Origin of the sequence: Burkholderia sp. AU19243, assembly GCF_018148075.1 — a bacterium.
Taxonomy (GTDB): domain Bacteria; phylum Pseudomonadota; class Gammaproteobacteria; order Burkholderiales; family Burkholderiaceae; genus Burkholderia; species Burkholderia latens_A.
The window spans coordinates 545,474-571,915 of sequence record NZ_JAGSTV010000001.1; the positions used below are offsets into that span (position 1 = coordinate 545,474).

Consider the following 26,442-nt stretch of genomic DNA (forward strand, 5'->3'; position numbering starts at 1 on the left):
GCGGAATGCCGGTGCGGACGGAGTCCTGCGCGCCGGCAAGCGCCCCGAAGGGGCAGCGAAACGAGAAAAGCGGGCCTGTCGGGCGGGCTTTTCTGTGATTTGCGATTTCGGTCGAAGCGCCAGCCCGCGGGGCGGGGACGGATTTCTTGCGAAATCGAATAGACAGAGATTGAATGTTGAAACAGGCGATATGGTAGCACGATGGCAGATGATCGTGCAAATTGCGTCGAAACCCCCGCCGGCTGGCGGTTTCGGCGGCGCATGCTCCGGTATGATCGGCGGCGCGCGGAGAGGCCGCGCCGTGCGCCGGATGCGGCGGCGAATCTGCGAGGAACCGGATGACCGAACTGATCAGGATCGCGGCGCTGTTCGCCGTTACCGCGTTGGCGGAAATCGTCGGCTGCTACCTGCCGTGGCTCGTGCTGAAGGCCGGGCGCCCTGTCTGGCTGCTGGCGCCGGCCGCGCTGTCGCTCGCACTGTTCGCGTGGCTGCTGACGCTGCACCCGAGCGCAGCCGGGCGCACGTACGCGGCGTACGGTGGCATGTATATCGCGGTGGCGCTGATCTGGTTGCGGGCGGTCGACGGCGTCGCGCTGACACGCTGGGATGCGGCGGGCGCGCTGCTCGCGCTCGGCGGGATGGCGCTGATCGCGCTGCAGCCGCGCGCATAGGCCCGGCCCGCGCGCGGCGCGGCGGGATTGCGCGTCAGGCAGCCTTCGCGGTGTCCGCGTCGGCGGACTGGCGCCACACGCAGGTGCCCTTGACCGACTTGTCGAGCTCGTCGAGTTGGGTCTGGTGCGCGGCGAGTTCGTCGTCGCTTGCCGCGATGACGGGCAGCTCAAGTGCCGCGAGCGATACGCGCTGGCCGTTCGCCGCGTTGCCGTCGCCGCCGACGTCGTCGATCATGTCGATGACGAGGCTGTCCTGGCCGCGCGTCATCGCGAGATAGACCTCGGCGAGCAGTTCCGAGTCGAGCAGTGCGCCGTGCAGCGTACGGTGCGCGTTACTGATGCCGAAGCGGTCGCACAGCGCGTCGAGCGAGTTCCGCTTGCCCGGGAACATCTGCTTGGCTTGCACGAGCGTGTCGATCACGCCGCCGCAATGCTCGGTGAAAGGCGGCAGGCCGAGCCGCGCGAATTCGGCATCGAGGAACGCGAGGTCGAACGGCGCGTTGTGGATGATCAACTCCGCGTCCTTCACGAAGTCACGGATCTGGTCGACGACTTCTGCGAACTTCGGCTTGTCGCTCAGGAACTCGGTCGTGAGGCCGTGCACGGCGAGCGCCCCCGGGTCGCTGTCGCGCTCCGGGTTCACGTAAATGTGCAGGTTGTTGCCGGTGAGCCGCCGGTTCAGCAGCTCGACGCAGCCGATTTCGATCAGGCGGTCGCCCGTGCGTGGGTTCAGGCCGGTGGTTTCGGTATCGAGAATGATCTGGCGCATGTCGGATAAATCGGGAAAAAAGGAGGGCGGCCCGGATTCAGGCCGCGAGCGATTCGACGCCGCGATTCGCGAGCGCGTCGGCGCGTTCGTTTTCGGGGTGGCCCGCGTGACCCTTCACCCAACGCCATTCGACGTCGTGCTGGACGACGAGCGCATCGAGCCGCTTCCACAGGTCGGCATTCTTCACCGGCGTTTTCGCCGCGGTGACCCAGCCTTTTTTCTTCCAGCCGTGAATCCACTCGCTGATGCCTTTCTGCACGTATTGCGAGTCGGTATGGACGATCACGCGGCACGGCCGCTTCAGCGCCTCGAGCGCGGCGATCACGCCCATCAGTTCCATGCGGTTGTTGGTCGTGTTGGGCTCGCCGCCGAACAGCTCTTTTTCGCGGTCGCCGTAGCGCAGCAATGCGCCCCAGCCGCCGGGGCCGGGATTGCCCTTGCAGGCGCCGTCGGTATAGATGTCGATGGTGTCGGTGGTCATGAACTTTCTTGATGGGTGGTCGGGGTGGCGGCCGGCGTCAGGCCCGGCGCGAGCACGGGCTTTTTCATCCGGATCGGGCCGACGAGGCGCATGCCGCGCACGCGCTTGACGGCCGTCACCATGTAGACCGCGCCGAAGATCGGCCACCAGCGGTCGCCGGCGGCTTCCATGAAGCCGTAGCGGGCCAGCCACTTGTCGGTGACGAGCGGCGGCCGGTAGCAGCCGAAGCGGCCGCGCTCGAGATCGAAGCCGAGCAGCTTGATCCAGTCCTTCAGCCGGATGAACGCGATCTGGTCGCGCGCGGCCGGTACGAACGGGCGGTTCGCCATGCGTCCGAACGATTGCCGCATTCCCCACAGGCTCAGCGAGTTGAAGCCGGTGATCACGAGCTGGCCTTCCGGCATCAGCACGCGCTCCGCCTCGCGCAGCAGCCGGTGAGGGTCCGACGTGAATTCAAGGGTGTGCGGCATCACGATCAGGTCGACGCTCTGCGACTCGAACGGCAGGTCGAGCAGGTCGCACCACGTCGTGCTGCGATCGGCCGGCGCATGGGTGCTCGCGTGCGCGTCGCCTGCCCACGGATACTGGTACGGTGCGCTCGCGCCGCTCGCCGGGTCGAGGACGAGGCCGCGATACGGCATGCGGTTCTCGCGCAGCGCATCGAGCTGCGGCAGCCCGAGCTGCAGCGCGTGAAAGCCGAACACGTCGGACACGATCCGGTCGAGCTGGGCTTGCTCCCAGCCGAGCACGTAGCGGCCGGGCGGCGAGTCGGTCCAGGCGGGCCAGTCTATAATTTGACGATCGGACATAACGATGATTGCGCGCCCATGAACGAGCTGGAATACGTGCCGGTGCCGGCATTCGAAGACAACTACATCTGGCTTGTCTCCGACGGCCGCGATGCGATCGCCGTCGACCCGGGTGAAGCCGCTCCGGTACGCCGTGTTCTTGCGGAGCGCGGCTGGCGGTTGACCGCTATTTTACTCACGCACCATCACGCCGACCACGTCGGCGGTGTCGCGGCACTGCGCGATAGCCAACCGGACAATGTGCCGCTCGCCGTATACGGCCCGTCGGCCGAGGCGATCGGCGTGGTCACGCAGCCGCTTGCGGGCGGCGATCGCGTGACGCTCGACGCCCCTGCGCTCGCATTCGACGTGCTCGACGTGCCGGGCCATACGCGCGGCCATATTGCCTACTTTCAGGCGGCCGGCCGCGGCGCCGCGACGCCTCACGTGTTCTGCGGCGACACGCTGTTCTCGTGCGGCTGCGGCCGTTTGTTCGAAGGCACGCCCGCGCAGATGCTCGCGTCGCTCGATGCATTGGCGGCGCTGCCCGGCGACACGCGCGTGCATTGCGCACACGAATACACGCTGTCGAACATCCGCTTCGCGCTTGCGTGCGAGCCCGGCAACGCGGCGCTCGCCGCTTGGCGCGACGACGCGCACGCGCTGCGCGCCCGCGGCGAGCCGACGCTGCCCACCACGATCGCGCACGAGCGCGCCGTCAATCCGTTCATGCGCTCGGACAGCGCTGCCATTCGCGCAACGCTCGAGGCCGAGCTGCATGAACCGGTGCCGGATCGCCTCGCGGCGTTCACGCTGATGCGCGAGTGGAAAAACCGATTCCGATGACGCTTTCCGGAGGAGTCCAAACCTCAGGTGGCGTCTGTAAAAATTGCTGCAAATGTAGGATTTCGCTGAGTTTTCGGTGTTTTTATTGACGTGAAGCACGCACTTCCGTAGTATCGCCTGCAATTTCCAGCCGTCGGAAGCCGAGATTTTCATGCGACTTATATTGAGTGCGATGGTGGTGCTGCTGCTCGCCGCGTGTGCGAGCCAGGCCCCTGTCGCCAACAACGCCGCCGATTCGCAGGCGACGTCCGCCTACCTCCGTAAATCAGCCACCGCCAAAGAAACCGTCGACGTCGACAAGCAATCGGTCGGCGAACTGACCAGTGCCGACTCCGATCTGTGGGCGCGCATCCGTCGCGGCTTCCAGATGCCCGACCTGCAAAGCGACCTCGTCGACATGCAGACGACCTGGTACACGCAGCGGCCCGATTACGTGCAACGCATGACCGAGCGCTCGCAGAAGTACCTGTATCACATCGTCGAGGAGCTCGAGGCGCGTCACATGCCGACCGAGCTTGCGCTGCTGCCGTTCATCGAATCCGCATACAACCCGCAGGCGCTGTCGGTCGCGAAGGCGGCGGGCATGTGGCAGTTCATGCCGGGCACGGGCCGCACGTACAACCTGAAACGCAACATGTGGCAGGACGAGCGCCGCGACGTGCTGGCGTCGACCAGCGCCGCGCTCGATTACCTGTCGCGCCTGCATGACATGTTCGGCGACTGGTATCTGGCGCTCGCCGCGTACAACTGGGGCGAAGGCAACGTGCAGCGCGCGATCGCGCGCAATCAGGCGGCCGGCCTGCCGACCGACTACCAGAACCTGCGGATGCCGAACGAGACGCGCAACTACGTGCCGAAGCTGCAGGCGGTGAAGAACATCATCGCGAATCCGCAGCAGTTCGGCCTCGCGTTGCCGGACATCCCGAACCACCCGTATTTCGTGACGGTCACGACATCCCGCGACATCGATGTGGCGGTGGCTGCCAAGCTCGCCAATCTGTCGCTCGACGAGTTCCGCTCGCTGAACCCGTCGTTTTCGAAGCCGGTGATCCTCGGCGCGACCGAGCCGCAGATCCTGCTGCCGTTCGACAACGCGGCGGCGTTCGAGAAGAACCTGAAGGCGTACAACGGCCAGCTGTCGTCGTGGACTACCTACACGGTCAGCGAGCGTGCGCGTCCGGCTGCGATCGCCGAGAAGATCGGCGTCGACGCCGATACGCTGATGTCGGTCAACAAGATTCCGGCCGGCATGCGCCTGAAGCCGGGCTCGACGATCGTCGTGCCGCGTGGCGATGACGACGACGAGGACATCAGCGCGGACGTCGCGGAAAACGGCGTGCTCGCGATGGAGCCCGACGTGCCCGACACGCGCAAGATGCTGATCCGCGTGCGCCGCAAGCAGTCGATGGCTGCACTGGCGGGCCGCTACGGCGTCTCGGTCGCGCAGTTGAAGGCGTGGAACCGCACGCACCGCGATATGGCGATGCCGGGCCAGGCGCTCGTGCTGCACGTGCCGGTGGGCCGTGCGGTGCCGGCCGAACCGGGTCCGGAGCGGATTGCGACGTCGGCCGGCGGTGCGCACATCGAGCGTGCGAGCTTGTCCGTAGGCGGCAAGTCCCGCGGTGCAAAGCAGTCGGCCGCGAAGCCGGCGGCGCGCGCGGCGAAGGCCGCTCCTGCGAAGGCCGCGCCGGCGAAGGCGGCGCCGAAGGCCGCCGCGCACAAGGGCAAGAAAAAGTAACGACCCGGCGCAGTCGAGAGCGCAGCTTGATGGCCGGCGTCGGCCGCTCGGCTGCGATATCATCCGACGAAACGCGAAGCAACGCCGTCACCGAGGTGACGGCGTTTTCGTTTATGCGCGGCAGCGGGAAGCGGGGCGCCGCTGCCTCGCCCAGGTCCCGATAACGAGGAGGAGCGATGACGTCGGTGCAACTGAGGGTGCTCGCGCTGTTTGCGGCCGGCTATTTCGTGTCGTACGTGTTCCGGGGTGTCAATCTCGGCTTCGCACCGTTCGTCACGCACGAGCTCGGGCTGTCGGCCGCCGATCTCGGGCTGCTCACCAGCCTTTATTTCCTTGGCTTCGCCGGCGCGCAGATTCCTGCCGGCGTGCTGCTCGACCATTTCGGCCCGCGCCGCGTGGCGGCCGGGATGCTGCTGTTCGCGGCGGCTGGCGCCGCGGTGTTCGGCGTCGCGCACGACCTCGGCGCGATGATGGTCGGGCGGCTGCTGATCGGTGCAGGTGTGTCGGTGTGCCTCGGCGCTGCGTTCAAGGCACTCGCGCAGCATTTCCCGGTCGGCCGGCTGCCGCTCGTCAACGGTCTGGTGATGGCCGTCGGCGGCCTCGGCGGCGTCGCGGTCGGCTCGCCGCTGACCTGGCTGCTCGGCGTGACGACCTGGCGCGCAATCTGTGGCGGCCTCGCGGCGCTGACGATCGTCGTCGCGGCCGCGATCGGCTTCGGCGCGCCGGAAGCCGCGCAGCCGCGCCATCAGGGCGGGCTCGCGAGCCAGTTCAAGGGCACGTGGCACATCCTGAGCAGCCGCGCATTCTGGAAGATCTCGTCGTTCTCGGTCGTCACGCAAGGCGTGTTCTACGCGATGCAGTCGCTGTGGGTCGGGCCGTACCTGCGCGACGTCGCGGGCTTCGATGCGCCGCACGCCGCGCGGCTCGTATCGGTGCTCGGCTTCGCGATGATGGCCGGCTGCGTCGGCTTCGGGGCGGCCGCCCGCATGCTCGAGCGGCGCGGCGTGTCCGTGCAGGCATTCTGCGGCGCCGGCATGGCGCTGTTCGTGCTCACGCAAGCGGCGATCGTCATGCGCGTGCCGCTGCCGCCCGCGGTGCTGTGGGCAGCGTACGGGATGTTCGGCGGCGTCGGGATTCTGACCTACGCGGTGCTGGCCGGGCACTTTCCGGCCCAGTTGATCGGCCGCGCGAATACGACGCTCACGCTCGTGATCTTCGTGCTGATCTTTGCGTTCCAGATCGGTATCGGCGCGGTGCTGTCGCACTGGCCGGCCACCGACGGCCATTATCCGGTTGCAGCGCACGTCACCGCGTGGACCGCGCTGCTCGCGCTGCAGTGCGCGAGTGCGGTGTGGTACGTGTGGCCCGCGCGCGGTGCTGGCAAGCCGGCCGATCCGGCGGTACGCTGACGGGCAGGGCGGTCGCGCAAACGGGGCCGCACCGTGCATGCCGCGCAAGGTTGCGGTGGCGGCGCGCGCGTCGTACGCGATCGGGCGGCCATATCAATTGAAGATAGGGCCATTTTCGGGCTATAATTTGAAAGTTTGTGCTGATCAACCTCGCACCCTAGCGCCTACCTCACTCATCCCGTTCATCCGCCGCACGCCGCCTGTCGGGCGATGCCGCGCAGCCTCGTGCGCCACGCGCCGGGTTCGCGTGCCGACAACGCAGGTCGCGTCCAGCTAGCGTCCGACGCGCGCATACGCAGCGCGGCGCTCGCGCGGCAGGGTAAACAGGTCGGCAGCAGGGTGTTCCCCAAGGAGCCTCCCGTGTTGCCGTCTTTTTCTCCCGCCTTGCTTGCACTTGCCGACGGCACGGTCTTTCGTGGTTATTCGATCGGGGCCGAAGGCCATACGATCGGTGAAGTCGTGTTCAACACCGCGATTACCGGCTATCAGGAAATCCTGACTGATCCGAGTTACGCGCGCCAGATCGTCACGCTTACCTATCCGCATATCGGCAACTACGGCGTGAACGCCGAAGATGTCGAAGCCACGAAAGTCCATGCCGCCGGCCTGATCATTCGTGATCTGCCCACGCTCGCATCGAACTTCCGCATGGACCGCACGCTCGGCGATTACCTGCGCGACGAAGGCGTCGTCGCGATCGCCGGCATCGACACCCGCAAGCTGACCCGCATCCTGCGCGACAAGGGCGCGCAAAACGGCTGCATCCTGGCCGGCTCCGACGACGCGGAAAAAGCGATCGAACTCGCGCGCTCGTTCCCGGGCCTCGCCGGCATGGACCTCGCAAAGGTCGTGTCGACCACGAAGCCGTTCGAATGGAAGCAGACCGAATGGCGCCTCGAAGGCGGCTACGGGATGCAGGAAGCCCCGAAGTACCGCGTCGTCGCGTATGACTTCGGCGTCAAGTACAACATCCTGCGCATGCTCGCGGAGCGCGGCTGCCACGTGACGGTGCTGCCGGCCGAGGCAAGCGCGGCCGACGCGCTCGCGTTGAATCCGGACGGCATCTTCCTGTCGAACGGCCCCGGCGACCCGGAGCCGTGCGACTACGCGATCGCGGCGACCAAGGAATTCATCGAGCGCGGCGTGCCGACCTTCGGCATCTGCCTCGGCCACCAGATCATGGGCCTCGCGGTTGGCGCGAAGACGCTGAAGATGAAAACGGGCCACCACGGCGCGAACCATCCGGTGAAGGATCTCGGCGATGGGCGCGTGGTGATCACGTCGCAGAACCACGGCTTCGCGGTCGACGCGGACTCGCTGCCGGCCAACGCGCGCGTGACGCACGTGTCGCTGTTCGACGGCACGCTGCAGGGTTTCGAACTGACCGACAAGCCGGCATTCTGCTTCCAGGGCCACCCGGAAGCGTCGCCCGGCCCGCACGATATCGGCTATCTGTTCGACCGTTTCACTGCACTGATGGACGCGGCGAAGCAGCGCACCGCCTGACGCAACCGAAGTCATCGAAGAACGGGAGATTCACATCATGTTCGGCCACGCACTCGGCATCACGGATATCTGGACCTACGTGTTCGGCGTGGTCTTCATCATCCTGCTGCCGGGGCCGAACTCGATGTACGTGCTGTCGCTTGCCGCGCAGCGCGGCGTGAAGGCCGGCTATCGCGCGGCCTGCGGCGTATTCGTCGGCGACACGGTGCTGATGGTGCTGTCCGCCGCGGGCGTCGCGTCGCTGCTGAAGGCGAATCCGCTGCTGTTCTCCGTCGTCAAGTACGGCGGCGCCGCGTACCTGCTGTACGTCGGCGCCGGGATGCTGCGCGGCGCGTGGAGCAAGCTGCGCGCGCGCGGCGACGCACCGGCCGAGGTGCCGCAAGCGGTCGACGGCGAACGGTCTTTCGACAGGCCGTTCCGCAAGGCGCTGCTCGTGAGCCTCCTGAATCCGAAGGCGATCCTGTTCTTCATCTCGTTCTTCATCCAGTTCGTCGACCCGGCATTCCCGCATCCCGCGCTGTCGTTCGCCGTGCTCGGGGCGATCGCGCAATGCGCGAGCTTCCTGTACCTGAGCGCGCTGATCTTCGCGGGCGCGCGCCTCGCCGAGCATTTCCGGCGCCGCCGCAAGCTCGCGGCGGCCGCGGCGAGCAGCGTGGGCGGCCTGTTCATCGGGTTCTCGGTGAAGCTTGCGCTCGCAACGATGAGCTGAGCGCGGCCGGCCGACCCACGACAACGCCACGACAAAGATTACTTACTGAATTCACAAGCCATGCCAAAACGCACAGACATCAATAGCATCCTCATCATCGGCGCCGGCCCGATCATCATCGGCCAGGCTTGCGAGTTCGACTATTCGGGCGCGCAGGCTTGCAAGGCGCTGCGTGAAGAGGGCTACAAGGTCATCCTCGTGAACAGCAACCCGGCGACGATCATGACCGACCCGAATACGGCCGACGTCACGTACATCGAGCCGATCACGTGGGAAGTCGTCGCGCGCATCATCGAGAAGGAGCGCCCCGACGCGATCCTGCCGACGATGGGCGGCCAGACCGCGCTGAACTGCGCGCTCGACCTGCACCACCACGGCGTGCTCGAGAAGTTCGGCGTCGAACTGATCGGCGCGTCGCCGGAAGCGATCGACAAGGCGGAAGACCGCCAGAAGTTCAAGGACGCGATGACCAAGATCGGTCTCGGCTCCGCGAAGTCGGGCATTGCGCACTCGATGGAAGAAGCGACGAAGGTGCACGCCGAGATCATGGCGGCCACCGGCGGCAGCGGCTATCCGGTCGTGATCCGTCCGTCGTTCACGCTTGGCGGCTCGGGTGGCGGCATCGCGTACAACCGCGAGGAGTTCGAGGAGATCTGCAAGCGCGGCCTCGACCTGTCCCCGACGCGCGAACTGCTGATCGAGGAATCGCTGCTCGGCTGGAAGGAATACGAGATGGAAGTCGTGCGCGACCGCGCCGACAACTGCATCATCGTGTGCTCGATCGAAAACCTGGACCCGATGGGCGTGCACACCGGCGACTCGATCACCGTCGCTCCGGCGCAGACGCTGACCGACAAGGAATACCAGATCCTGCGCAACGCATCGCTGGCGGTGCTGCGCGAGATCGGCGTCGACACCGGCGGCTCGAACGTGCAGTTCTCGATCAACCCGAAGGACGGCCGCATGGTCGTCATCGAAATGAACCCGCGCGTGTCGCGTTCGTCGGCGCTCGCGTCGAAGGCGACCGGCTTCCCGATCGCGAAGGTCGCGGCGAAGCTGGCGGTCGGCTACACGCTCGACGAGCTGAAGAACGAAATCACCGGCGGCCAGACGCCGGCCTCGTTCGAGCCGACGATCGACTACGTCGTCACGAAGATTCCGCGTTTCGCGTTCGAGAAATTCCGTGAAGCCGATTCGCGCCTGACCACGCAGATGAAGTCGGTCGGCGAAGTGATGGCGATCGGCCGCACGTTCCAGGAGTCGTTCCAGAAGGCGCTGCGCGGCCTCGAAGTCGGCGTCGACGGCCTCGACGAGAAGTCCACCGACCGCGACGAGATCGCGATCGAGATCCACGAGCCGGGCCCGGACCGCATCTGGTACGTCGGCGATGCATTCCGCATCGGCATGACGGCCGAAGAGATCTTCGCGGAAACCGCGATCGATCCGTGGTTCCTCGCGCAGATCGAGCAGATCATCCTGAAGGAAAAGGCGCTGTCGGGTCGCACGCTCGCGTCGCTGACGTTCGACGAACTGCGCTTCCTGAAGCAGAGCGGCTTCTCGGACCGCCGCCTCGCGAAGCTGCTCGGCGCGACGCCGGAAGACGTCCGCAAGCGTCGCGTAGAGCTTAACGTGCGCCCCGTCTACAAGCGCGTCGACACCTGCGCGGCCGAGTTCGCGACGAAGACGGCGTACATGTACTCGACCTACGAGGAAGAGTGCGAGGCGCAGCCGACCACGAACAAGAAGATCATGGTGCTCGGCGGCGGCCCGAACCGGATCGGCCAGGGTATCGAGTTCGACTACTGCTGCGTGCATGCCGCGCTTGCGATGCGCGAGGACGGCTATGAGACGATCATGGTCAACTGCAACCCGGAAACGGTGTCGACCGACTACGACACGTCCGATCGCCTGTACTTCGAGCCGCTGACGCTCGAAGACGTGCTCGAAATCGTCGACAAGGAAAAGCCGGTCGGCGTCATCGTCCAGTACGGCGGCCAGACGCCGCTGAAGCTCGCGCTCGATCTCGAGGCGCACGGCGTGCCGATCATCGGTACGTCGCCGGACATGATCGACGCGGCGGAAGACCGCGAACGCTTCCAGAAGCTGCTGCAGGACCTCGGCCTGCGCCAGCCGCCGAACCGCACCGCGCGCACCGAAGACGAAGCGCTCGCGCTGGCGGCCGAAATCGGCTATCCGCTCGTCGTGCGCCCGTCGTACGTGCTGGGCGGCCGCGCGATGGAAATCGTCCACGAGCCGCGCGACCTCGAACGCTACATGCGCGAGGCCGTGAAGGTGTCGAACGATTCGCCGGTGCTGCTCGACCGCTTCCTGAACGACGCGATCGAGTGCGACGTCGACTGCATCTGCGACGGCGACGCGGTGTTCATCGGCGGCGTGATGGAGCACATCGAGCAGGCGGGCGTCCACTCGGGCGACTCGGCATGCTCGCTGCCGCCGTACTCGCTGTCGAAGGAAACCGTGGCCGAGCTGAAGCGTCAGACGGGTGCGATGGCGAAGGCGCTGAACGTGGTCGGCCTGATGAACGTGCAGTTCGCGATCCAGCAGGTTCCGCAGCCGGACGGCTCGAAGCAGGACATCATCTACGTGCTCGAGGTGAACCCGCGTGCATCGCGTACGGTGCCGTACGTATCGAAGGCGACCAGCCTGCCGCTCGCGAAGATCGCGGCGCGCGCGATGGTCGGCCAGAAGCTCGCGCAGCAGGGCGTGACGAAGGAAGTGGAGCCGCCGTACTTCAGCGTGAAGGAAGCGGTGTTCCCGTTCGTCAAGTTCCCGACCGTCGATCCAGTCCTCGGGCCTGAAATGCGTTCGACCGGCGAAGTGATGGGCGTCGGCCGCACGTTCGGCGAAGCGCTGTTCAAGTCGCAGCTCGCGGCCGGTTCGCGTCTGCCCGAATCGGGCACGGTGCTGCTGACGGTGATGGACGCCGACAAGCCGAAGGCGGTCGAAGTCGCGCGCATGCTGCACGACCTCGGCTACCCGATCGTCGCGACCAAGGGCACGGCTGCCGCGATCGAAGCGGCCGGCGTGCCGGTGAAGGTCGTGAACAAGGTGAAGGACGGCCGTCCGCACATCGTCGACATGATCAAGAACGGCGAGATCGCGCTCGTGTTCACGACGGTCGACGAGACGCGCCAGGCGATCGCCGATTCGCGTTCGATCCGGATGAGCGCGCAGGCGCACAAGGTCACGTACTACACGACGATGTCGGGCGCGCGTGCGGCCGTCGAAGGCCTGCGCTATCTGAAGGATCTGGAAGTCTATGATTTACAAGGTCTTCACGCTCGCCTAAACTAAGCAGTCAGTTACCTGTCGAAGCAACACGTGCCGCGGTTAAGCGGTGTTTCCGGTCCGCCGGAAATGCGCTTAATCGCGGTGATTTTTTTTATAGCCGTTTTTAGCGATTGAGCCGTTTATGAGCACCATTCCGTTGACAAAGCGTGGCGCAGAACAACTGCGCGATGAATTGCAGCGCCTCAAGTCCGTCGAGCGGCCGGCCGTGATCAACGCGATCGCGGAGGCCCGCGCACAGGGCGATCTGTCCGAAAACGCCGAATACGACGCAGCGAAAGAAAAGCAGGGCTTTATCGAGGGCCGTATCGCGGAACTCGAATCGAAGCTGTCCGCCGCGCAAATCATCGATCCGACCGTGCTCGACGCGGATGGCCGCGTGGTGTTCGCCGCGACGGTCGAACTCGAGGATCTCGAGTCGGGCGACACCGTCAAGTACCAGATCGTCGGCGACGACGAAGCCGACATCGATCACGGCCTGATTTCGGTCAGCTCGCCGATCGCGCGCGCGCTGATCGGCAAGTCCGAAGGCGACGTCGCGGCCGTGCAGGCGCCGAGCGGCGTGCGCGAATACGAAATCATCTCGGTCAGCTACATCTGAAGCGGGGCGACGTGATGCCGCATCGCGTGTTCCGTCTGCTGTCGGCCGTATGGGTCGGCAGCCTGCTGACGATCGGGTATGCGGTCGCGCCCGTGCTGTTCAAGACGCTGGAGCGGATGACGGCCGGTTCGGTCGCCGCCCAGCTGTTTCGCATCGAGGCGATCCTCGGTGTGGTGTGCGGCGTGCTGCTGCTCGCGCTGTCGAATCAGCAGGTGCGGCGCGGCAGCGGCGACTACCGGCGCGTGCGCTGGATCGTCGCGGCGATGGTCGCGTGCGTGCTGGTCGGGTATTTTGCGCTGCAGCCGTTCATGAACGCGCTGCGGGTGGCCGCGATGGAAGCGGGCACCGATATCGCGAACTCGCCGTATGCGAGCCGCTTCGGGATGCTGCACGGCGTCTCGAGCGTGTTCTACCTCGTCGAGAGCGTGCTGGGGCTGATGCTGATCTGGCGCCTGCCGGCACGCGACGCCTGAATGGGCGGTGCGGCCTGCGTGGCGGCAGCGTCGCGCGGCCCGGGGCGTCCCGTGCCGCGCCGGCGGCCTTACTTGTCCTGATGCGGCCGCTTCGTGCTGGCCTGACGCTTTTTCGCCCGCTTGACGGTGCCGCCCGCGGTTACGCGCTCGTTGCCGCGCACGACGACCTTGGTCGGCTTCGGGCGGCGCACGGGGCTTGCGTTCGGCGATACCTTGATGACCTTCACCGTGCGCGGTGCACGACCTTTGCGGTCGTCGGCGGCTTCGGCCGCGCTCGGCAGCGCGCCGGCGCGACGGCCGCGGGCCGGGGCCGCCGCAGGCGCCTCGGGCTTCCAGATCACCAGCAGCTTGCCGATGTGCTGGATCGGCGCCGCGTTGAGGCGGTCGCAGATCTCGTCGTAAATCGCGACGCGCTCGTCGCGTTCGTCGCCGAACACGCGGATCTTGATCAACTGGTGCGCGGCGAGGTGCACCTTGATTTCCTTGAGCACGGCGTCGGTCAGCCCTTCGGCGCCGATCAGCACGACGGGCTTGAGCGCATGGGCCTGGGAACGCAGCGCGGAGCGCTCGGCGGGGGAAAGCGAAAGGGCGGGCATGGAAATGTCGAAATCTAAATAAGGGCGCGCTGCATCAGAAGCGAATCGCGGGAAGTTACCGCGTCAGCCGCGCGCCGAAACCACGTAAAATCGCGGCTTGGGTCTCAAAAGGGGCCGCAGCCGCGCGAAGAAGACGCGTATTATCCGCCAAAAGCACGGCTTCACGAAGCAAATAGCAGCAATCTCTCTCTCGAATGGCAAAAAACCGCTTTAACCAGCACTGGCTGCACGATCACATCAACGACCCGTACGTCAAAATGGCGCAGCGGGAGGGCTATCGCGCGCGTGCCGCGTACAAGCTGAAGGAAATCGACGAGCAGGACAAGCTGATCCGTCCGGGCCAGGTGATCGTCGATCTCGGCGCGGCTCCCGGCAGCTGGAGCCAGTATGCCCGCAACAAGCTCGCGCAGGGCAAGAAGCGCGACACGCAGCGCGAAGGCGGCATCGACGGCACGATCATCGCGCTCGACATCCTGCCGATGGAGCCGATCGCCGACGTCCACTTCCTGCAGGGCGACTTCCGCGAGGACGACGTGCTGCACCAGCTGGAGGAAGTACTGGAAGGGCGCCCGGTGGACCTTGTTATTTCCGACATGGCCCCCAACCTGTCCGGGGTGGCGTCGGCAGACGCCGCGCGCATCGAGCACATCTGCGATCTGGCGCTCGAGTTCGCGCAGAATCACCTGAAACCGGACGGCGCGCTGCTGGTGAAGTGCTTCCATGGCAGCGGCTACAGCCAGATCGTCGAAAAGTTCAAACAGCAGTTTAAGGTCGTCGCACCACGCAAGCCCAAGGCGTCCCGCGACAAATCGTCCGAAACGTTCATCTTGGGGCGGCAACTCAAGCATCCGCGGTGACGCGGAGCCGGATGCCGCAAACGGGCTCCGGCCCTTGCCAGACAGGCGAAGCGCTATCGCGGCGGTTGTCAATGCTTATGGCAGGGGTGGTCGGACTGGATTAGAATGACCGAGGAGCGCCGCAAGGAAAATGTAGGCGCTCGTCTACGAGTGAAGGAGTGGTGCTTTGAACAACAATATGTTTTCGAAGGCAGCAGTGTGGCTGGTGATCGCACTGGTGCTGTTTACGGTGTTCAAGCAGTTCGACAAGCCCCGCGTCCAGGAAGGTGTGTCCTATTCGCAGTTCATGGACGACGCCAAGAACGGCAAGGTCAAGAACGTCGTCGTGCAGGGGCGCAACCTCACCGTCACTCCGGCTGATGGCCAGAAATACCAGATCGTGTCGCCGGGCGACATCTGGATGGTCGGCGATCTGATGAAGTACGGCGTGCAGGTCAGCGGCAAGGCCGATGACGAGCCGAACGCGCTGATGTCCGCGCTGTACTACCTGGGGCCGACGATTCTGATCATCGTGTTCTGGTTCTACATGATGCGGCAGATGCAGGGAGGCGGCAAAGGCGGCGCATTCTCGTTCGGGAAGTCGCGCGCGCGGCTGATCGACGAGAACAACAACGCGGTCAACTTCTCCGACGTCGCCGGCTGCGACGAAGCGAAGGAAGAGGTATCCGAGCTCGTCGACTTCCTGCGCGACCCGCAGAAATTCCAGAAGCTGGGCGGTCGCATTCCGCGCGGCGTGCTGCTCGTCGGCCCGCCGGGTACCGGCAAGACGCTGCTCGCCCGCGCGATCGCCGGTGAAGCGAAGGTGCCGTTCTTCAGCATCTCGGGTTCGGACTTCGTCGAAATGTTCGTCGGTGTCGGTGCGGCCCGTGTGCGCGACATGTTCGAGCAGGCGAAGAAGCACGCGCCGTGCATCGTGTTCATCGACGAAATCGACGCGGTCGGCCGCCATCGCGGCGCCGGCATGGGCGGCGGCAACGACGAGCGCGAGCAGACGCTGAACCAGATGCTCGTCGAAATGGACGGCTTCGAAGCGAACTCGGGCGTGATCGTGATCGCCGCGACCAACCGTTCCGACGTGCTCGACAAAGCGCTGCTGCGTCCGGGCCGTTTCGACCGCCAGGTCTACGTCGGCCTGCCGGACATTCGCGGCCGCGAGCAGATCATGCGCGTGCACCTGCGCAAGGTGCCGATCGCGAACGACGTCGACGCAGCGGTCATCGCACGCGGCACGCCGGGCTTCTCGGGCGCCGATCTCGCGAACCTCGTGAACGAAGCGGCGCTGTTCGCCGCCCGCCGCGGCAAGCGCATCGTCGAGATGCAGGATTTCGAGGACGCGAAGGACAAGATCTTCATGGGTCCGGAGCGCAAGTCGGCAGTCATTCGCGAGGAAGCGAAGCGCGCGACGGCTTACCACGAGTCGGGCCACGCGGTGATCGCGAAGCTGCTGCCGAAGGCCGACCCGGTGCACAAGGTCACGATCATCCCGCGCGGTCGCGCGCTGGGCGTCACGTGGCAGTTGCCGGAGCATGACAACGAGACGTATTCGAAGGACTATCTGCTCGACCGCCTGGCGATCCTGTTCGGCGGCCGCGTGGCCGAGGAGCTGTTCCTGAACCTGATCAGCACCGGCGCGTCGGACGACTTCAACAAGGCGACGCAGACGGCGCGCGCGATGGTGGCGCGCTTCGGCATGACCGACGCGCTCGGGCCGATGGTCTACGTCGACGACGAGAGCGACAACGGTCCGTTCGGCCGCGGCTTCACGCGCACGATTTCGGAAGCGACGCAGCAGAAGGTCGACGGCGAGATCCGCCGCGTGCTCGACGAACAGTACAACCTTGCACGCCGACTGCTCGAAGAGAACCGCGACAAGGTCGAAGCAATGACGGCCGCGCTGATGGAGTGGGAGACGATCGACGCCGATCAGATCAACGACATCATGGAAGGGCGTCCGCCGCGTTCGCCGAAGAGCTCGCCGGCCATCGGCGGCGATTCGTCGGGCGGCGGCACGACCGCCGAAGTGAAGCCCGGCAACGCGCCGGCGCCCGCTTCGCCGGCCTGACCTCCGCTGTAGTACCGTTCACGGGCTGGTGTGGCTTCACACCGGCCCGTTTTGCATTCATCAACGCCTCCCGCCCGTGTCCAATTCCGCTGTTCCCGCGTACATTCCCGCGCCGCTGCAGTGCGGCCGCTTTTCGCTGACGTTCGAACGCCCGCTCGTAATGGGCATCCTCAACGCAACGCCCGATTCGTTTTCCGATGGCGGCCGCTTCCTCGCGCGCGACGATGCGCTGCGCCAGGCGGAGCGCATGATTGCCGAAGGCGTCGACCTGATCGACATCGGTGGCGAATCGACGCGCCCCGGTGCGCCGCCCGTGCCGCTCGACGAAGAACTCGCGCGCGTGATTCCGCTCGTCGAAGCGCTGCGGCCGCTGAACGTGCCGCTGTCGATCGACACGTACAAGCCGGCGGTGATGCGGGCAGCGCTCGCCGCGGGCGCGGATCTGATCAACGACATCTGGGGGTTCCGTCAGCCGGGCGCGATCGACGCCGTGCGCGACGGCAACAGCGGGCTGTGCGCGATGCACATGCTCGGCGAGCCGCAGACGATGCAGGTCGGCGAACCCGACTACGGCGACGTCGTAACCGACGTGCGCGATTTCCTCGCGGCGCGTGCGCAGGCGCTGTGCGACGCGGGCGTCGCGCCGGAGCGGATTTGCGTCGATCCGGGCTTCGGATTCGGCAAGGCGGTGGTCGACGACAATTACGCGCTGCTGGCCGCGCTGCCGGATACGGCGCCCGTGCGACCGGACGGGCGCGCTTATCCGATTCTTGCGGGCATGTCGCGCAAGTCGATGCTTGGCGCGGTGATCGGCGGCAAGCCGCCGTTGGAGCGCGTCGCCGCGAGCGTGGCGGCCGCGCTGTGCGCGGTCGAGCGGGGCGCCGCGATCGTGCGTGTGCACGACGTCGCGGCGACGGTCGATGCGCTGAAAGTATGGAATGCCGTGCGCGAAGCCGCGCGGCAACGATAAGCAAGTCAGAAAGACGAAGGAGGAAGGTTCGCCATGGGACGTCGATATTTCGGCACGGACGGCATTCGCGGCACGGTGGGCGACGCGCCCATCACGCCTGATTTCGTGTTGCGTCTCGGCTATGCAGCCGGCAAGGTACTGGCCGGCTCCGCCGACGTCGCGCCGGGTGCGCGACCGACGGTGCTGATCGGCAAGGACACGCGCGTGTCCGGCTACATGCTCGAGGCCGCGCTCGAAGCCGGCTTCTCGGCGGCAGGCGTCGACGTGATGCTCGCCGGCCCGATGCCGACGCCGGGCGTCGCGTACCTGACACGCGCGCTGCGTCTGTCGGCTGGTGTCGTGATCAGCGCATCGCACAACCCGTATCAGGACAACGGGATCAAGTTCTTCTCCGCCGACGGCAACAAGCTGCCTGACGATACCGAGGCCGAGATCGAAGCATGGCTCGACAAGCCGCTCGAATGCGCGTCGTCGGACCGACTCGGCAAGGCCCGCCGCCTCGACGACGCGGCCGGCCGCTACATCGAGTTCTGCAAGAGCACGTTCCCGGCCGCGTACGACCTGCGCGGCCTGAAGCTCGTGATCGACTGCGCGCATGGCGCCGCATACCAGATCGCGCCGCACGTGTTCCACGAGCTTGGCGCGGACGTGATCCCGATCGGCGTCGCGCCGAACGGCTTCAACATCAACGACGGCGTCGGCGCGACGGCGCCGGATGCGTTGATGCGCGCGGTGCGTGCGAACCATGCGGATCTGGGCATCGCGCTCGACGGCGACGCGGATCGCCTGCAGGTCGTCGATTCGACCGGCCGGCTGTTCAACGGCGACGAGCTGCTCTATGTGCTCGTGAAGGACCGGATCGCGACCGACGGCAAGGTCGACGGTGCTGTCGGCACGCTGATGACGAACCTCGCGGTCGAAGTCGCGCTGCAGCGCGAGGGCGTGCAATTCGTGCGGGCGGCAGTCGGCGACCGCTACGTGCTCGAACAGCTGCGCGAGCGCGGCTGGCAGCTCGGCGCGGAAGGGTCGGGGCACATCCTGTCGCTCGACCGCCATTCGACCGGCGACGGCATCGTGTCGGCGCTGCTCGCGCTCGCCGCGCTCAAACGCAGCGGCCGCACGCTCGCGCAGATGCTCGACGGCGTCACGCTGTTCCCGCAGAAGCTGATCAACGTGCGGATGAAGCCGGGCGCCGACTGGAAGGGCGATGCGTCGATTCGCGCGGCGATCGCCGCAGCCGAAAGCGCGCTCGCCGACCGTGGCCGCGTGCTGATCCGTGCGTCGGGCACCGAGCCGGTGCTGCGCGTGATGGTCGAGGCGCAGCATGCGGCCGACGCGACCCGCCATGCGGAAGCGATTGCCGAAGCGGTGCGCGTGGCGACGGCCTGACCGGCACGACAGGCGGCCCGCGCGTCGATCCCGCCGCGTGCGCGCCGGCCGTCCGCCGCATCAAGATGACGGCGCCTGCGGGCGCCGTCATTGTTCATACGCAAAGGTTTGCGCGCACAATTGGGGAGCAGTTCGGCGTGGAAATTCGTCCATGGCAACGATGCCTCCGGCGGCGGCCGATCCCGATTCCCCCACCAAGCGGGTATCCCGCAAACTGCCATCTGCATACGTTCCGTCCGGTCGCCCGCGCGTGCGGCGGATGCATCGTCCGACCGGCAATTCTTGCCGGTCATTCCCGCCTGACGTGGCCGCGCGGCGGTCCGCACGAGGCCGGATATACCCTTTCAACCAGTCATGTTACTGTCACGCCAGTTTCATCGATTGTCACATTATCGTCATGAGCAGCCCCTAACCTTCGCGGTGCCGTAGTCATCCGCTCACACACTGGAGGTCTCATGAAATTGATGCAAACCGCGATTGCCGGCCTGGCTGGCGCGCTTTTCGCAGTCGCCGCGCAAGCTGCCGACATCACGGGCGCAGGCAGCACGTTCGCGATGCCGATCTATACGAAATGGGCTGCCGACTACCAGCAGTCCGGCGGCGCGAAGGTGAACTACCAGGGTATCGGTTCGTCGGGCGGCCTGAAGCAGATCGTCGCGAAGACGGTCGATTTTGCCGGTTCGGACGCTCCGCTGAAGGACGACGAACTCGCGAAGGAAGGCCTGTTCCAGTTTCCGACGGTGGTCGGCGGCGTGGTGCCGGTCGTCAACGTGCCGGGCGTGAAGGCCGGCGAACTGACGCTGTCGGGCCCGGTGCTCGGCGACATCTACCTCGGCAAGATCAAGAAGTGGAACGACCCGGCGATCGCCGCGCTGAACCCGAAGGTCAAGCTGCCGGATACGGACATCGCGGTCGTTCGCCGCGCCGACGGTTCGGGCACGAGCTTCATCTGGACGAACTACCTGTCGAAGGTCAACGACGAGTGGAAGTCGAAGATCGGCGAAGGCACGACGGTCAACTGGCCGACGGGCACGGGCGGCAAGGGCAACGACGGCGTCGCGGCCTTCGTGCAGCGCCTGCCGGGCGCGATCGGCTACGTCGAATGGGCGTACGCGAAGAAGAACAACATGGTCTACACGGCGCTGAAGAATTCGTCGGGCACGGTGGTCGAGCCGAAGACCGAAACGTTCAAGGCCGCTGCTGCAGGCGCGAACTGGTCGAAGTCGTTCTACCAGATCCTGACGAACCAGCCGGGCAAGGAAGCATGGCCGGTCGTCGGTGCGACGTTCGTGCTGCTGCACGCGAAGCAGGACAAGCCGGAGCAGGGCGCGGAAACGCTGAAGTTCTTCAGCTGGGCGTTCAAGAACGGCGAAAAGGCAGCCGACAGCCTCGACTACATCTCGCTGCCGGCGTCGGTCGAGACGGAAATCCGCAAGCAGTGGAAGACGAAGGTGACGGACGCATCGGGCAAGCCGGTGGCCGCCGAGTAAGCAGTAGTGCGGTTCGCTGCCCGGCCGTGCCGGCCGGGCAGTGTGTGCGGTAAGGCGGGGCGTTACGGCGCCCGGCGATCCAAGACAGGCACCCATGTCTGAAATTTCCTATACGTCATCCCGGTCCGCCGGCGCCGCGTCGCAACGCGCGCCGGGCCGCCTCGGCGACGTCCTCTTTGGCGGCCTCGCGCGGCTCGCCGCGATCGTGACCCTGCTGCTGCTGGGCGGGATCATCGTTTCCCTGATCATTGCGTCGATGCCGACGATCCAGAAGTTCGGCCTCGGCTTCCTGTGGCAATCCGAGTGGGATCCCAACTCGGACATCTACGGCGCACTCGTGCCGATCTACGGCACGATCGTCACGTCGCTGATCGCGCTCGTGATCGCAGTGCCCGTCAGCTTCGGCATCGCGCTGTTTCTCACCGAACTGTCGCCCGTGTGGCTGCGCCGCCCGCTCGGCATCGCAATCGAGCTGCTCGCCGCGATTCCGTCGATCGTGTACGGCATGTGGGGCCTGCTCGTGTTCGCGCCGATCTTCGCCGAATACTTCCAGAAGCCGATCGGCCGCATCTTCAAGGATGTGTGGGTCATCGGTCCGCTGACGTCCGGCGCGCCGATCGGCATCGGCATTCTCGCCGCCGGCGTGATCCTCGCGATCATGATCATCCCGTACATCGCATCGGTGATGCGCGACGTGTTCGAAGTCACGCCCGTGCTGTTGAAGGAGTCGGCGTACGGAATCGGCTGCACGACGTGGGAAGTGATGTGGAAGGTCGTGTTGCCCTATACGAAGACCGGCGTGATCGGCGGCGTGATGCTCGGCCTCGGCCGCGCGCTTGGCGAGACGATGGCCGTGACGTTCGTGATCGGCAACACGAACCTGCTCGACAGCGTGTCGCTGTTCGCGCCCGGCAACAGCATCACTTCGGCGCTCGCGAACGAATTCGCGGAAGCGCAGCCGGGCCTGCATACGTCCGCGCTGATGGAGCTGGGCCTGATCCTGTTCGTGATCACGTTCATCGTGCTGTCGATCTCCAAACTGTTGCTGCTTCGTCTCGAGAAGGGAGAGGGCAAGAAATGAGCGAGCCCGTCATGAATTTCCCGGGGCCGAACGGCGCCGCGCTCGACGCGATGCGCAACCGGCTGCAGCGCAAGCGCAAGGTGACCAACGCGATCGCGCTGACCGCGTCGCTCGCCGCAATGGCATTCGGCCTGCTGTGGCTCGTGTGGATCCTGTACACGACCGTGCATCTCGGCGTAGGCGGCCTGTCGGTGCAGCTGTTCACCGAATCGACGCCCGCGCCGAACACGGAAGGCGGCGGTCTCGCGAACGCGATCGTCGGCAGCCTGCTGCTGTGCGGCTTCGGCACGCTGGTCGGCACGCCGATCGGCATCCTCGCGGGCGTCTATCTCGCCGAATACGGCCAGAAGAACCTGCTCGCGAGCACGATCCGCTTCATCAACGACATCCTGCTGTCGGCGCCTTCGATCGTCATCGGCCTGTTCGTGTACGCGATCGTCGTCGCGAAGTCGGGGCGCTTCTCGGGCTGGGCCGGCGTCATTGCGCTCGCGCTGCTGCAGATCCCGATCGTGATTCGCACGACCGAGAACATGCTGAAGCTCGTGCCGAACGCGCTGCGTGAAGCGGCGGTCGCGCTGGGCACGCCGAAGTGGCGCATGGTGCTGAAGATCACGCTGCGCGCGTCGGTCGGCGGCATCGTGACGGGCGTGCTGCTCGCGGTCGCGCGGATTGCCGGCGAAACGGCGCCGCTGCTGTTCACGGCGCTGTCGAACCAGTTCTTCTCGTGGGACATGAGCCAGCCGATGGCGAACCTGCCCGTGACGATCTACAAGTTCGCGATGAGCCCGTTCGCCGAATGGCAGTCGCTCGCATGGGCGGGCGTGTTCCTGATCACGCTCGGGGTGCTCGGACTGAACATCCTGGCGCGCTCGATCTTCTCGAAAAAGTAACGGCGGAGCAATCCGATGAATATGGCAGAAAGCCACCTGAATCCCGTCGAGCGCACCGTCGCGCCCGCCGGCACGCAAGACGCGGCAAACGGCCGTCCGCTGGCGCCGCTGAACGCGAAGATCGAGGTCAACAACCTCAACTTCTTCTACAACAAGTTTCACGCGCTGAAGAACATCAACCTGCGCATTCCCGAAGGGAAGGTGACGGCGTTCATCGGCCCGTCGGGCTGCGGCAAGTCGACGCTGCTGCGCACGTTCAACAAGATGTTCGCGCTCTATCCGGAGCAGCGCGCCGAAGGCGAAATCCTGATGGACGGCGAGAACCTGTTGACCACCAAGCGCGACATCTCGCTGCTGCGTGCGCGGATCGGCATGGTGTTCCAGAAGCCGACCCCGTTCCCGATGTCGATCTACGACAACATCGCGTTCGGCGTGAAGATGTTCGAGAAGCTCACGCGCTCGGAAATGGACGATCGCGTCGAATGGGCGCTGACGAAGGCCGCACTGTGGAACGAAGTGAAGGACAAGCTGAACCAGAGCGGCTACGGGCTGTCAGGCGGCCAGCAGCAGCGTCTGTGCATCGCACGCGGCATCGCGATCCGACCTGAAGTGCTGCTGCTCGACGAACCGTGCTCCGCGCTCGACCCGATCTCTACGGGCCGCATCGAAGAGCTGATCGCGGAGCTGAAGAGCGACTACACGGTCGTGATCGTCACGCACAACATGCAGCAGGCCGCGCGCTGCTCGGACTTCACGGCCTACATGTACCTGGGCGAGCTGATCGAATTCGGCGAAACCGAAAAGATCTTCATCAAGCCGGTGCGCAAGGAAACGGAAGACTACATCACCGGCCGCTTCGGCTGATGACGGAGAACAACAGTCATGTCGGATAAACATCTGTCGAGCCAGTTCGATGCGGACCTGAACGCCGTGTCGTCGAAAGTGCTGGAAATGGGCGGGCTGGTCGAGTCGCAGATCGTCGGCGCGATGCATGCGCTGAACGAGTTCGACCGCGACGCGGCCGAGAAGGTGATCGCGGCCGAGGAAACGCTGAACGCGATGGAAGTCGACATCGACCAGGAGTGCGGCAACATCATCGCGCGGAGGCAGCCGGCCGCGCGCGACCTGCGCCTTCTGATGTCGATTTCGAAAACGATTACGAACCTCGAGCGCGCGGGCGACGAGGCCGAGAAGATCGCGAAGCGCGTGCGCCGCCTGGTCGACGAGCCGGCCGCGCGTGCGGTGAACATCGCGGAGATCAAGGTGTCGGGCGAGATGGCCGTGACGATCCTGCGCCGCGCGCTCGACGCGTTCGCGCGCCTCGACACGGTGGCGGCAGCGCAGATCGTCAGGGACGATAAGGAAATCGACCTCGAATTCCGCGCGTTCGTGCGCAAGCTCGTGTCGTACATGCAGGAAGATCCGCGCACGATCTCGGTCGGCCTGGAGTACCTGTTCATCGCGAAGGCGATCGAGCGGATCGGCGACCACGCGAAGAACATCGCCGAATTCATCATCTACATCGTGAAGGGCACGGACGTGCGGCACCAGCCGCGCGACATGCTCGATCGCGAAGCCAACAGTTAATCGACTCCGTAAGGAAGAACAGAGGTGCCGATGCCCAGCAACATTCTCGTCGTTGAAGATGAGCCCGCGATTTCCGAACTGATCTCGGTGAATCTCCAGCATGCCGGTCACTGTCCGATTCGCGCGTACAACGCGGAGCAGGCGCAGAACCTGATCAGCGACGTGCTGCCCGATCTCGTGCTGCTCGACTGGATGCTGCCGGGCAAGTCCGGCATTGCGTTCGCGCGCGACCTGCGCAACAACGAACGGACCAAGCACATCCCGATCATCATGCTGACCGCGCGCGGCGACGAGCAGGACAAGGTGCTCGGCCTCGAGATCGGCGCGGACGACTACGTGACGAAGCCGTTCTCGCCGAAGGAGCTGATGGCGCGCATCAAGGCCGTGCTGCGCCGCCGCGCGCCGCAGCTGACCGAGGACGTCGTGTCGATCAACGGGCTGCGCCTCGATCCGGCCACGCACCGGGTCGCCGCGCACGGCGACGGCAGCGAGATCAAGCTCGATCTCGGCCCGACCGAATTCCGCCTGCTGCATTTCTTCATGACGCATCCGGAGCGCGTGCACAGCCGCACGCAACTGCTCGACCAGGTGTGGGGCGATCACGTGTTCGTCGAAGAGCGCACCGTAGACGTGCACATCAAACGATTGCGCGCGGCCTTGAAACCGGCCGGCTGCGATGCGATGATCGAGACCGTGCGCGGCAGCGGCTACCGGCTCGCGAAGCACGCGTAAACGTATCCGGATATGCCGTGTGCCACGGCATGCCGTTCAAACTTTCGGGCGCTGAATCATGAACATCATCTGGGCGCGCTTTCTCGTGTCGCTCGTGCTGCTCGTGCTGATCAGCGTATTGGTCGGCGTGTTCGCCGGCCCGCCCGCGGCCCTCGGGTTCGCGGTTGTGATGCTGGTCGCGCAGGGCTTTTTCAGTACCTTTCATACGCAACGTCTTTGGCGTCTGCTCGATGCACCGGTGTACGGCGAGGTGCCGAGCGCGCCGGGCATCTGGGGCGAGATCTATTACCGGCTGCACAAGCTCGCGAAACAGTGGCACGCGCAGGTGCGTCAAGTCGAGCAGCAGCATTCGCGCTTCATCCAGGCGATCCAGGCGTCGCCGAACGGTGTCGCGATGCTCGACGATCATGACCAGATCGAATGGTGCAACGCGATCGCCGAGGTGCACTTCGGCCTCGATGCAAAGCGCGACCTGCGCCAACACATCACGAATCTCGTGCGTCATCCGGAGTTCGTCCGCTACCTGAATGCGCAGCATTACGAAGAGACGCTCGTGATGCGCGGAATGGGCGCTTCGCGGCAGAACGTGCTCGAAGTGCAGGTGTTCCCGTACGGCGAGAACCGCAAGCTGCTGCTCACGCAGGACATCACCGAGCTCGAGCGGACCGACGCGATGCGGCGCGACTTCGTCGCGAACGTTTCGCATGAACTGAAGACGCCGCTGACCGTGCTGTCGGGCTTTCTCGAGACGATGCGCGAGCTGCCGCTGAACGATGAAGACCGCGCGCGCTATCTCGACATGATGGAGCAGCAGGCATCGCGGATGCGTCACATCGTCACCGACCTGCTCGTGCTCGCGAAGCTCGAGGGCGAAAGCAAGCCGCCGATGGATCACGCTGTCGACATGCGCGCCGTGTTCGACCATCTGAAGGAGGATGCGCAGACGCTGTCGAACGGGCATCACGAGATCACATTCGCGATCGACGAGACGCTCGGCGTGACCGGCGCGCAAACCGAAGTGTTCAGCGCGTTCGCGAATCTTGTCACCAACGCGATTCGCTATACGCCGGACGGCGGCAAGATCGTCGTCTCGTGGCGGCGTGAGGGCGGGCAGGGCGTGTTTTCCGTCACCGACAGCGGTTTCGGCATTCCTGCGGCCGATCTGCCGCGGCTGACCGAGCGGTTCTACCGCGTCGACCGCAGCCGTTCGCGCGATACGGGCGGCACCGGGCTCGGCCTCGCGATCGTCAAGCATGTGCTGCAGCGGCACGACTCGCACCTGTACGTGCAGAGCGAAGAAGGGCGCGGCAGCACGTTCACCGCACGTTTTCCGGCGTCGCGGGTCATCGCGATCCGGCCGGCCGCGTTCGAAGCGTGAGCATCGCAACATGAACGGCGCGCTGCGGCGCTTGCCCTGAAACGAAAAAGCGCAGCCCGCGGGCTGTGCTTTTTGCTTTCCGTGCCGCGCGCGATACGTGCGCGCGGCCG

General features: G+C 65.7%; 24 protein-coding genes. 20 read left to right on the forward strand and 4 right to left on the reverse strand.

Features of this window, described 5'->3' with window-relative positions; all coding sequences use genetic code 11:
• Nucleotides 1-338 precede the first annotated feature (338 nt).
• The gene (locus KDW55_RS02725; RefSeq protein ID WP_040143891.1) at nt 339-671 is read left to right on the forward strand and encodes a YnfA family protein; all 333 of its coding nucleotides are present in this window, start codon (nt 339-341) and stop codon (nt 669-671) included.
• 34 nt (nt 672-705) lie between these two features.
• Here the strand turns inward: KDW55_RS02725 and dnaQ are convergent, their stop codons facing one another.
• From dnaQ to KDW55_RS02740, 3 genes are read right to left on the reverse strand one after another with little or no spacing between them, the layout of a single operon-like run.
• On the reverse strand, nt 706-1,440 hold the full coding sequence (dnaQ, locus tag KDW55_RS02730) for a DNA polymerase III subunit epsilon (protein WP_212159945.1): 735 nt from the start codon (nt 1,438-1,440) through the stop codon (nt 706-708).
• A gap of 37 nt (nt 1,441-1,477) precedes the next feature.
• Entirely contained in the window at nt 1,478-1,921 is a 444-nt protein-coding gene (gene rnhA, locus KDW55_RS02735; RefSeq protein ID WP_040143893.1) for a ribonuclease HI, read from the reverse strand.
• Nucleotides 1,918-2,730, reverse strand: coding sequence for a class I SAM-dependent methyltransferase (locus tag KDW55_RS02740; protein ID WP_040143894.1), 813 nt, complete (start codon nt 2,728-2,730; stop codon nt 1,918-1,920). Before KDW55_RS02740 ends, rnhA begins: the two co-directional genes overlap by 4 nt.
• 18 nt (nt 2,731-2,748) lie before the next feature.
• Between KDW55_RS02740 and gloB the strand changes: the two genes are divergently transcribed.
• From gloB to KDW55_RS02780, 8 genes are all read left to right on the forward strand, one after another.
• Nucleotides 2,749-3,555 (forward strand): hydroxyacylglutathione hydrolase, encoded by an 807-nt coding sequence (gloB, locus tag KDW55_RS02745; protein WP_059543659.1) that lies wholly within the window; start codon nt 2,749-2,751, stop codon nt 3,553-3,555.
• Between the two features lie 151 nt (nt 3,556-3,706).
• Nucleotides 3,707-5,293 carry a transglycosylase SLT domain-containing protein gene (locus KDW55_RS02750; RefSeq protein ID WP_059543657.1) on the forward strand — a complete coding sequence of 529 codons (1,587 nt, stop codon included), beginning with the start codon at nt 3,707-3,709 and terminating at the stop codon, nt 5,291-5,293.
• 176 nt (nt 5,294-5,469) lie between these two features.
• Complete coding sequence (locus KDW55_RS02755; RefSeq protein ID WP_212159946.1) at nt 5,470-6,702, forward strand: MFS transporter; 1,233 nt, start codon at nt 5,470-5,472, stop codon at nt 6,700-6,702.
• Between the two features lie 360 nt (nt 6,703-7,062).
• Nucleotides 7,063-8,208, forward strand: a complete 1,146-nt coding sequence (carA, locus tag KDW55_RS02760) for a glutamine-hydrolyzing carbamoyl-phosphate synthase small subunit (protein WP_059544023.1) — start codon at nt 7,063-7,065, stop codon at nt 8,206-8,208.
• A 37-nt stretch (nt 8,209-8,245) separates the two neighbouring features.
• Entirely contained in the window at nt 8,246-8,917 is a 672-nt protein-coding gene (gene leuE, locus KDW55_RS02765; RefSeq protein ID WP_212159947.1) for a leucine efflux protein LeuE, read from the forward strand.
• Nucleotides 8,918-8,977: 60 nt separating this feature from the next.
• On the forward strand, nt 8,978-12,232 hold the full coding sequence (gene carB / locus KDW55_RS02770) for a carbamoyl-phosphate synthase large subunit (RefSeq protein ID WP_059543653.1): 3,255 nt from the start codon (nt 8,978-8,980) through the stop codon (nt 12,230-12,232).
• 118 nt (nt 12,233-12,350) lie between these two features.
• Nucleotides 12,351-12,827 (forward strand): transcription elongation factor GreA, encoded by a 477-nt coding sequence (gene greA / locus KDW55_RS02775; protein ID WP_006476345.1) that lies wholly within the window; start codon nt 12,351-12,353, stop codon nt 12,825-12,827.
• A 14-nt stretch (nt 12,828-12,841) separates the two neighbouring features.
• Nucleotides 12,842-13,300, forward strand: a complete 459-nt coding sequence (locus KDW55_RS02780; RefSeq protein ID WP_040143903.1) for a DUF4149 domain-containing protein — start codon at nt 12,842-12,844, stop codon at nt 13,298-13,300.
• Nucleotides 13,301-13,368: 68 nt separating this feature from the next.
• Here KDW55_RS02780 and KDW55_RS02785 read toward each other — a convergent pair whose 3' ends face one another.
• Complete coding sequence (locus KDW55_RS02785) at nt 13,369-13,896, reverse strand: YhbY family RNA-binding protein (RefSeq protein ID WP_059543650.1); 528 nt, start codon at nt 13,894-13,896, stop codon at nt 13,369-13,371.
• A gap of 194 nt (nt 13,897-14,090) precedes the next feature.
• On the opposite strand from KDW55_RS02785, the gene KDW55_RS02790 reads away from it, so the two are divergent.
• From KDW55_RS02790 to phoR, 11 genes are all read left to right on the forward strand, one after another.
• The gene (locus KDW55_RS02790) at nt 14,091-14,753 is read left to right on the forward strand and encodes an RlmE family RNA methyltransferase (RefSeq protein ID WP_059543648.1); all 663 of its coding nucleotides are present in this window, start codon (nt 14,091-14,093) and stop codon (nt 14,751-14,753) included.
• A gap of 166 nt (nt 14,754-14,919) precedes the next feature.
• Nucleotides 14,920-16,815 (forward strand): ATP-dependent zinc metalloprotease FtsH, encoded by a 1,896-nt coding sequence (gene ftsH, locus KDW55_RS02795; protein WP_040143906.1) that lies wholly within the window; start codon nt 14,920-14,922, stop codon nt 16,813-16,815.
• 28 nt (nt 16,816-16,843) lie between these two features.
• The gene (gene folP / locus KDW55_RS02800) at nt 16,844-17,785 is read left to right on the forward strand and encodes a dihydropteroate synthase (RefSeq protein WP_052111035.1); all 942 of its coding nucleotides are present in this window, start codon (nt 16,844-16,846) and stop codon (nt 17,783-17,785) included.
• 33 nt (nt 17,786-17,818) lie between these two features.
• Nucleotides 17,819-19,174: a phosphoglucosamine mutase gene (gene glmM / locus KDW55_RS02805; RefSeq protein ID WP_212159948.1), complete on the forward strand. Its 1,356-nt coding sequence runs from the start codon at nt 17,819-17,821 to the stop codon at nt 19,172-19,174.
• Between the two features lie 455 nt (nt 19,175-19,629).
• Nucleotides 19,630-20,664 carry a phosphate ABC transporter substrate-binding protein PstS gene (pstS, locus tag KDW55_RS02810; RefSeq protein WP_040143909.1) on the forward strand — a complete coding sequence of 345 codons (1,035 nt, stop codon included), beginning with the start codon at nt 19,630-19,632 and terminating at the stop codon, nt 20,662-20,664.
• 94 nt (nt 20,665-20,758) lie between these two features.
• Nucleotides 20,759-21,745, forward strand: a complete 987-nt coding sequence (pstC, locus tag KDW55_RS02815) for a phosphate ABC transporter permease PstC (RefSeq protein WP_040143910.1) — start codon at nt 20,759-20,761, stop codon at nt 21,743-21,745.
• On the forward strand, nt 21,742-22,635 hold the full coding sequence (gene pstA / locus KDW55_RS02820) for a phosphate ABC transporter permease PstA (RefSeq protein ID WP_040143911.1): 894 nt from the start codon (nt 21,742-21,744) through the stop codon (nt 22,633-22,635). The genes pstC and pstA overlap by 4 nt, the downstream gene beginning before the upstream one ends.
• Nucleotides 22,636-22,650: 15 nt before the next feature.
• Nucleotides 22,651-23,499, forward strand: coding sequence for a phosphate ABC transporter ATP-binding protein PstB (gene pstB / locus KDW55_RS02825; protein ID WP_040143912.1), 849 nt, complete (start codon nt 22,651-22,653; stop codon nt 23,497-23,499).
• 18 nt (nt 23,500-23,517) lie between these two features.
• Nucleotides 23,518-24,222, forward strand: coding sequence for a phosphate signaling complex protein PhoU (phoU, locus tag KDW55_RS02830; RefSeq protein ID WP_212159949.1), 705 nt, complete (start codon nt 23,518-23,520; stop codon nt 24,220-24,222).
• A gap of 30 nt (nt 24,223-24,252) precedes the next feature.
• Nucleotides 24,253-24,954 carry a phosphate regulon transcriptional regulator PhoB gene (gene phoB, locus KDW55_RS02835; RefSeq protein WP_006750313.1) on the forward strand — a complete coding sequence of 234 codons (702 nt, stop codon included), beginning with the start codon at nt 24,253-24,255 and terminating at the stop codon, nt 24,952-24,954.
• 58 nt (nt 24,955-25,012) lie between these two features.
• Nucleotides 25,013-26,332: a phosphate regulon sensor histidine kinase PhoR gene (gene phoR, locus KDW55_RS02840; protein ID WP_212159950.1), complete on the forward strand. Its 1,320-nt coding sequence runs from the start codon at nt 25,013-25,015 to the stop codon at nt 26,330-26,332.
• Nucleotides 26,333-26,442 lie beyond the last annotated feature (110 nt).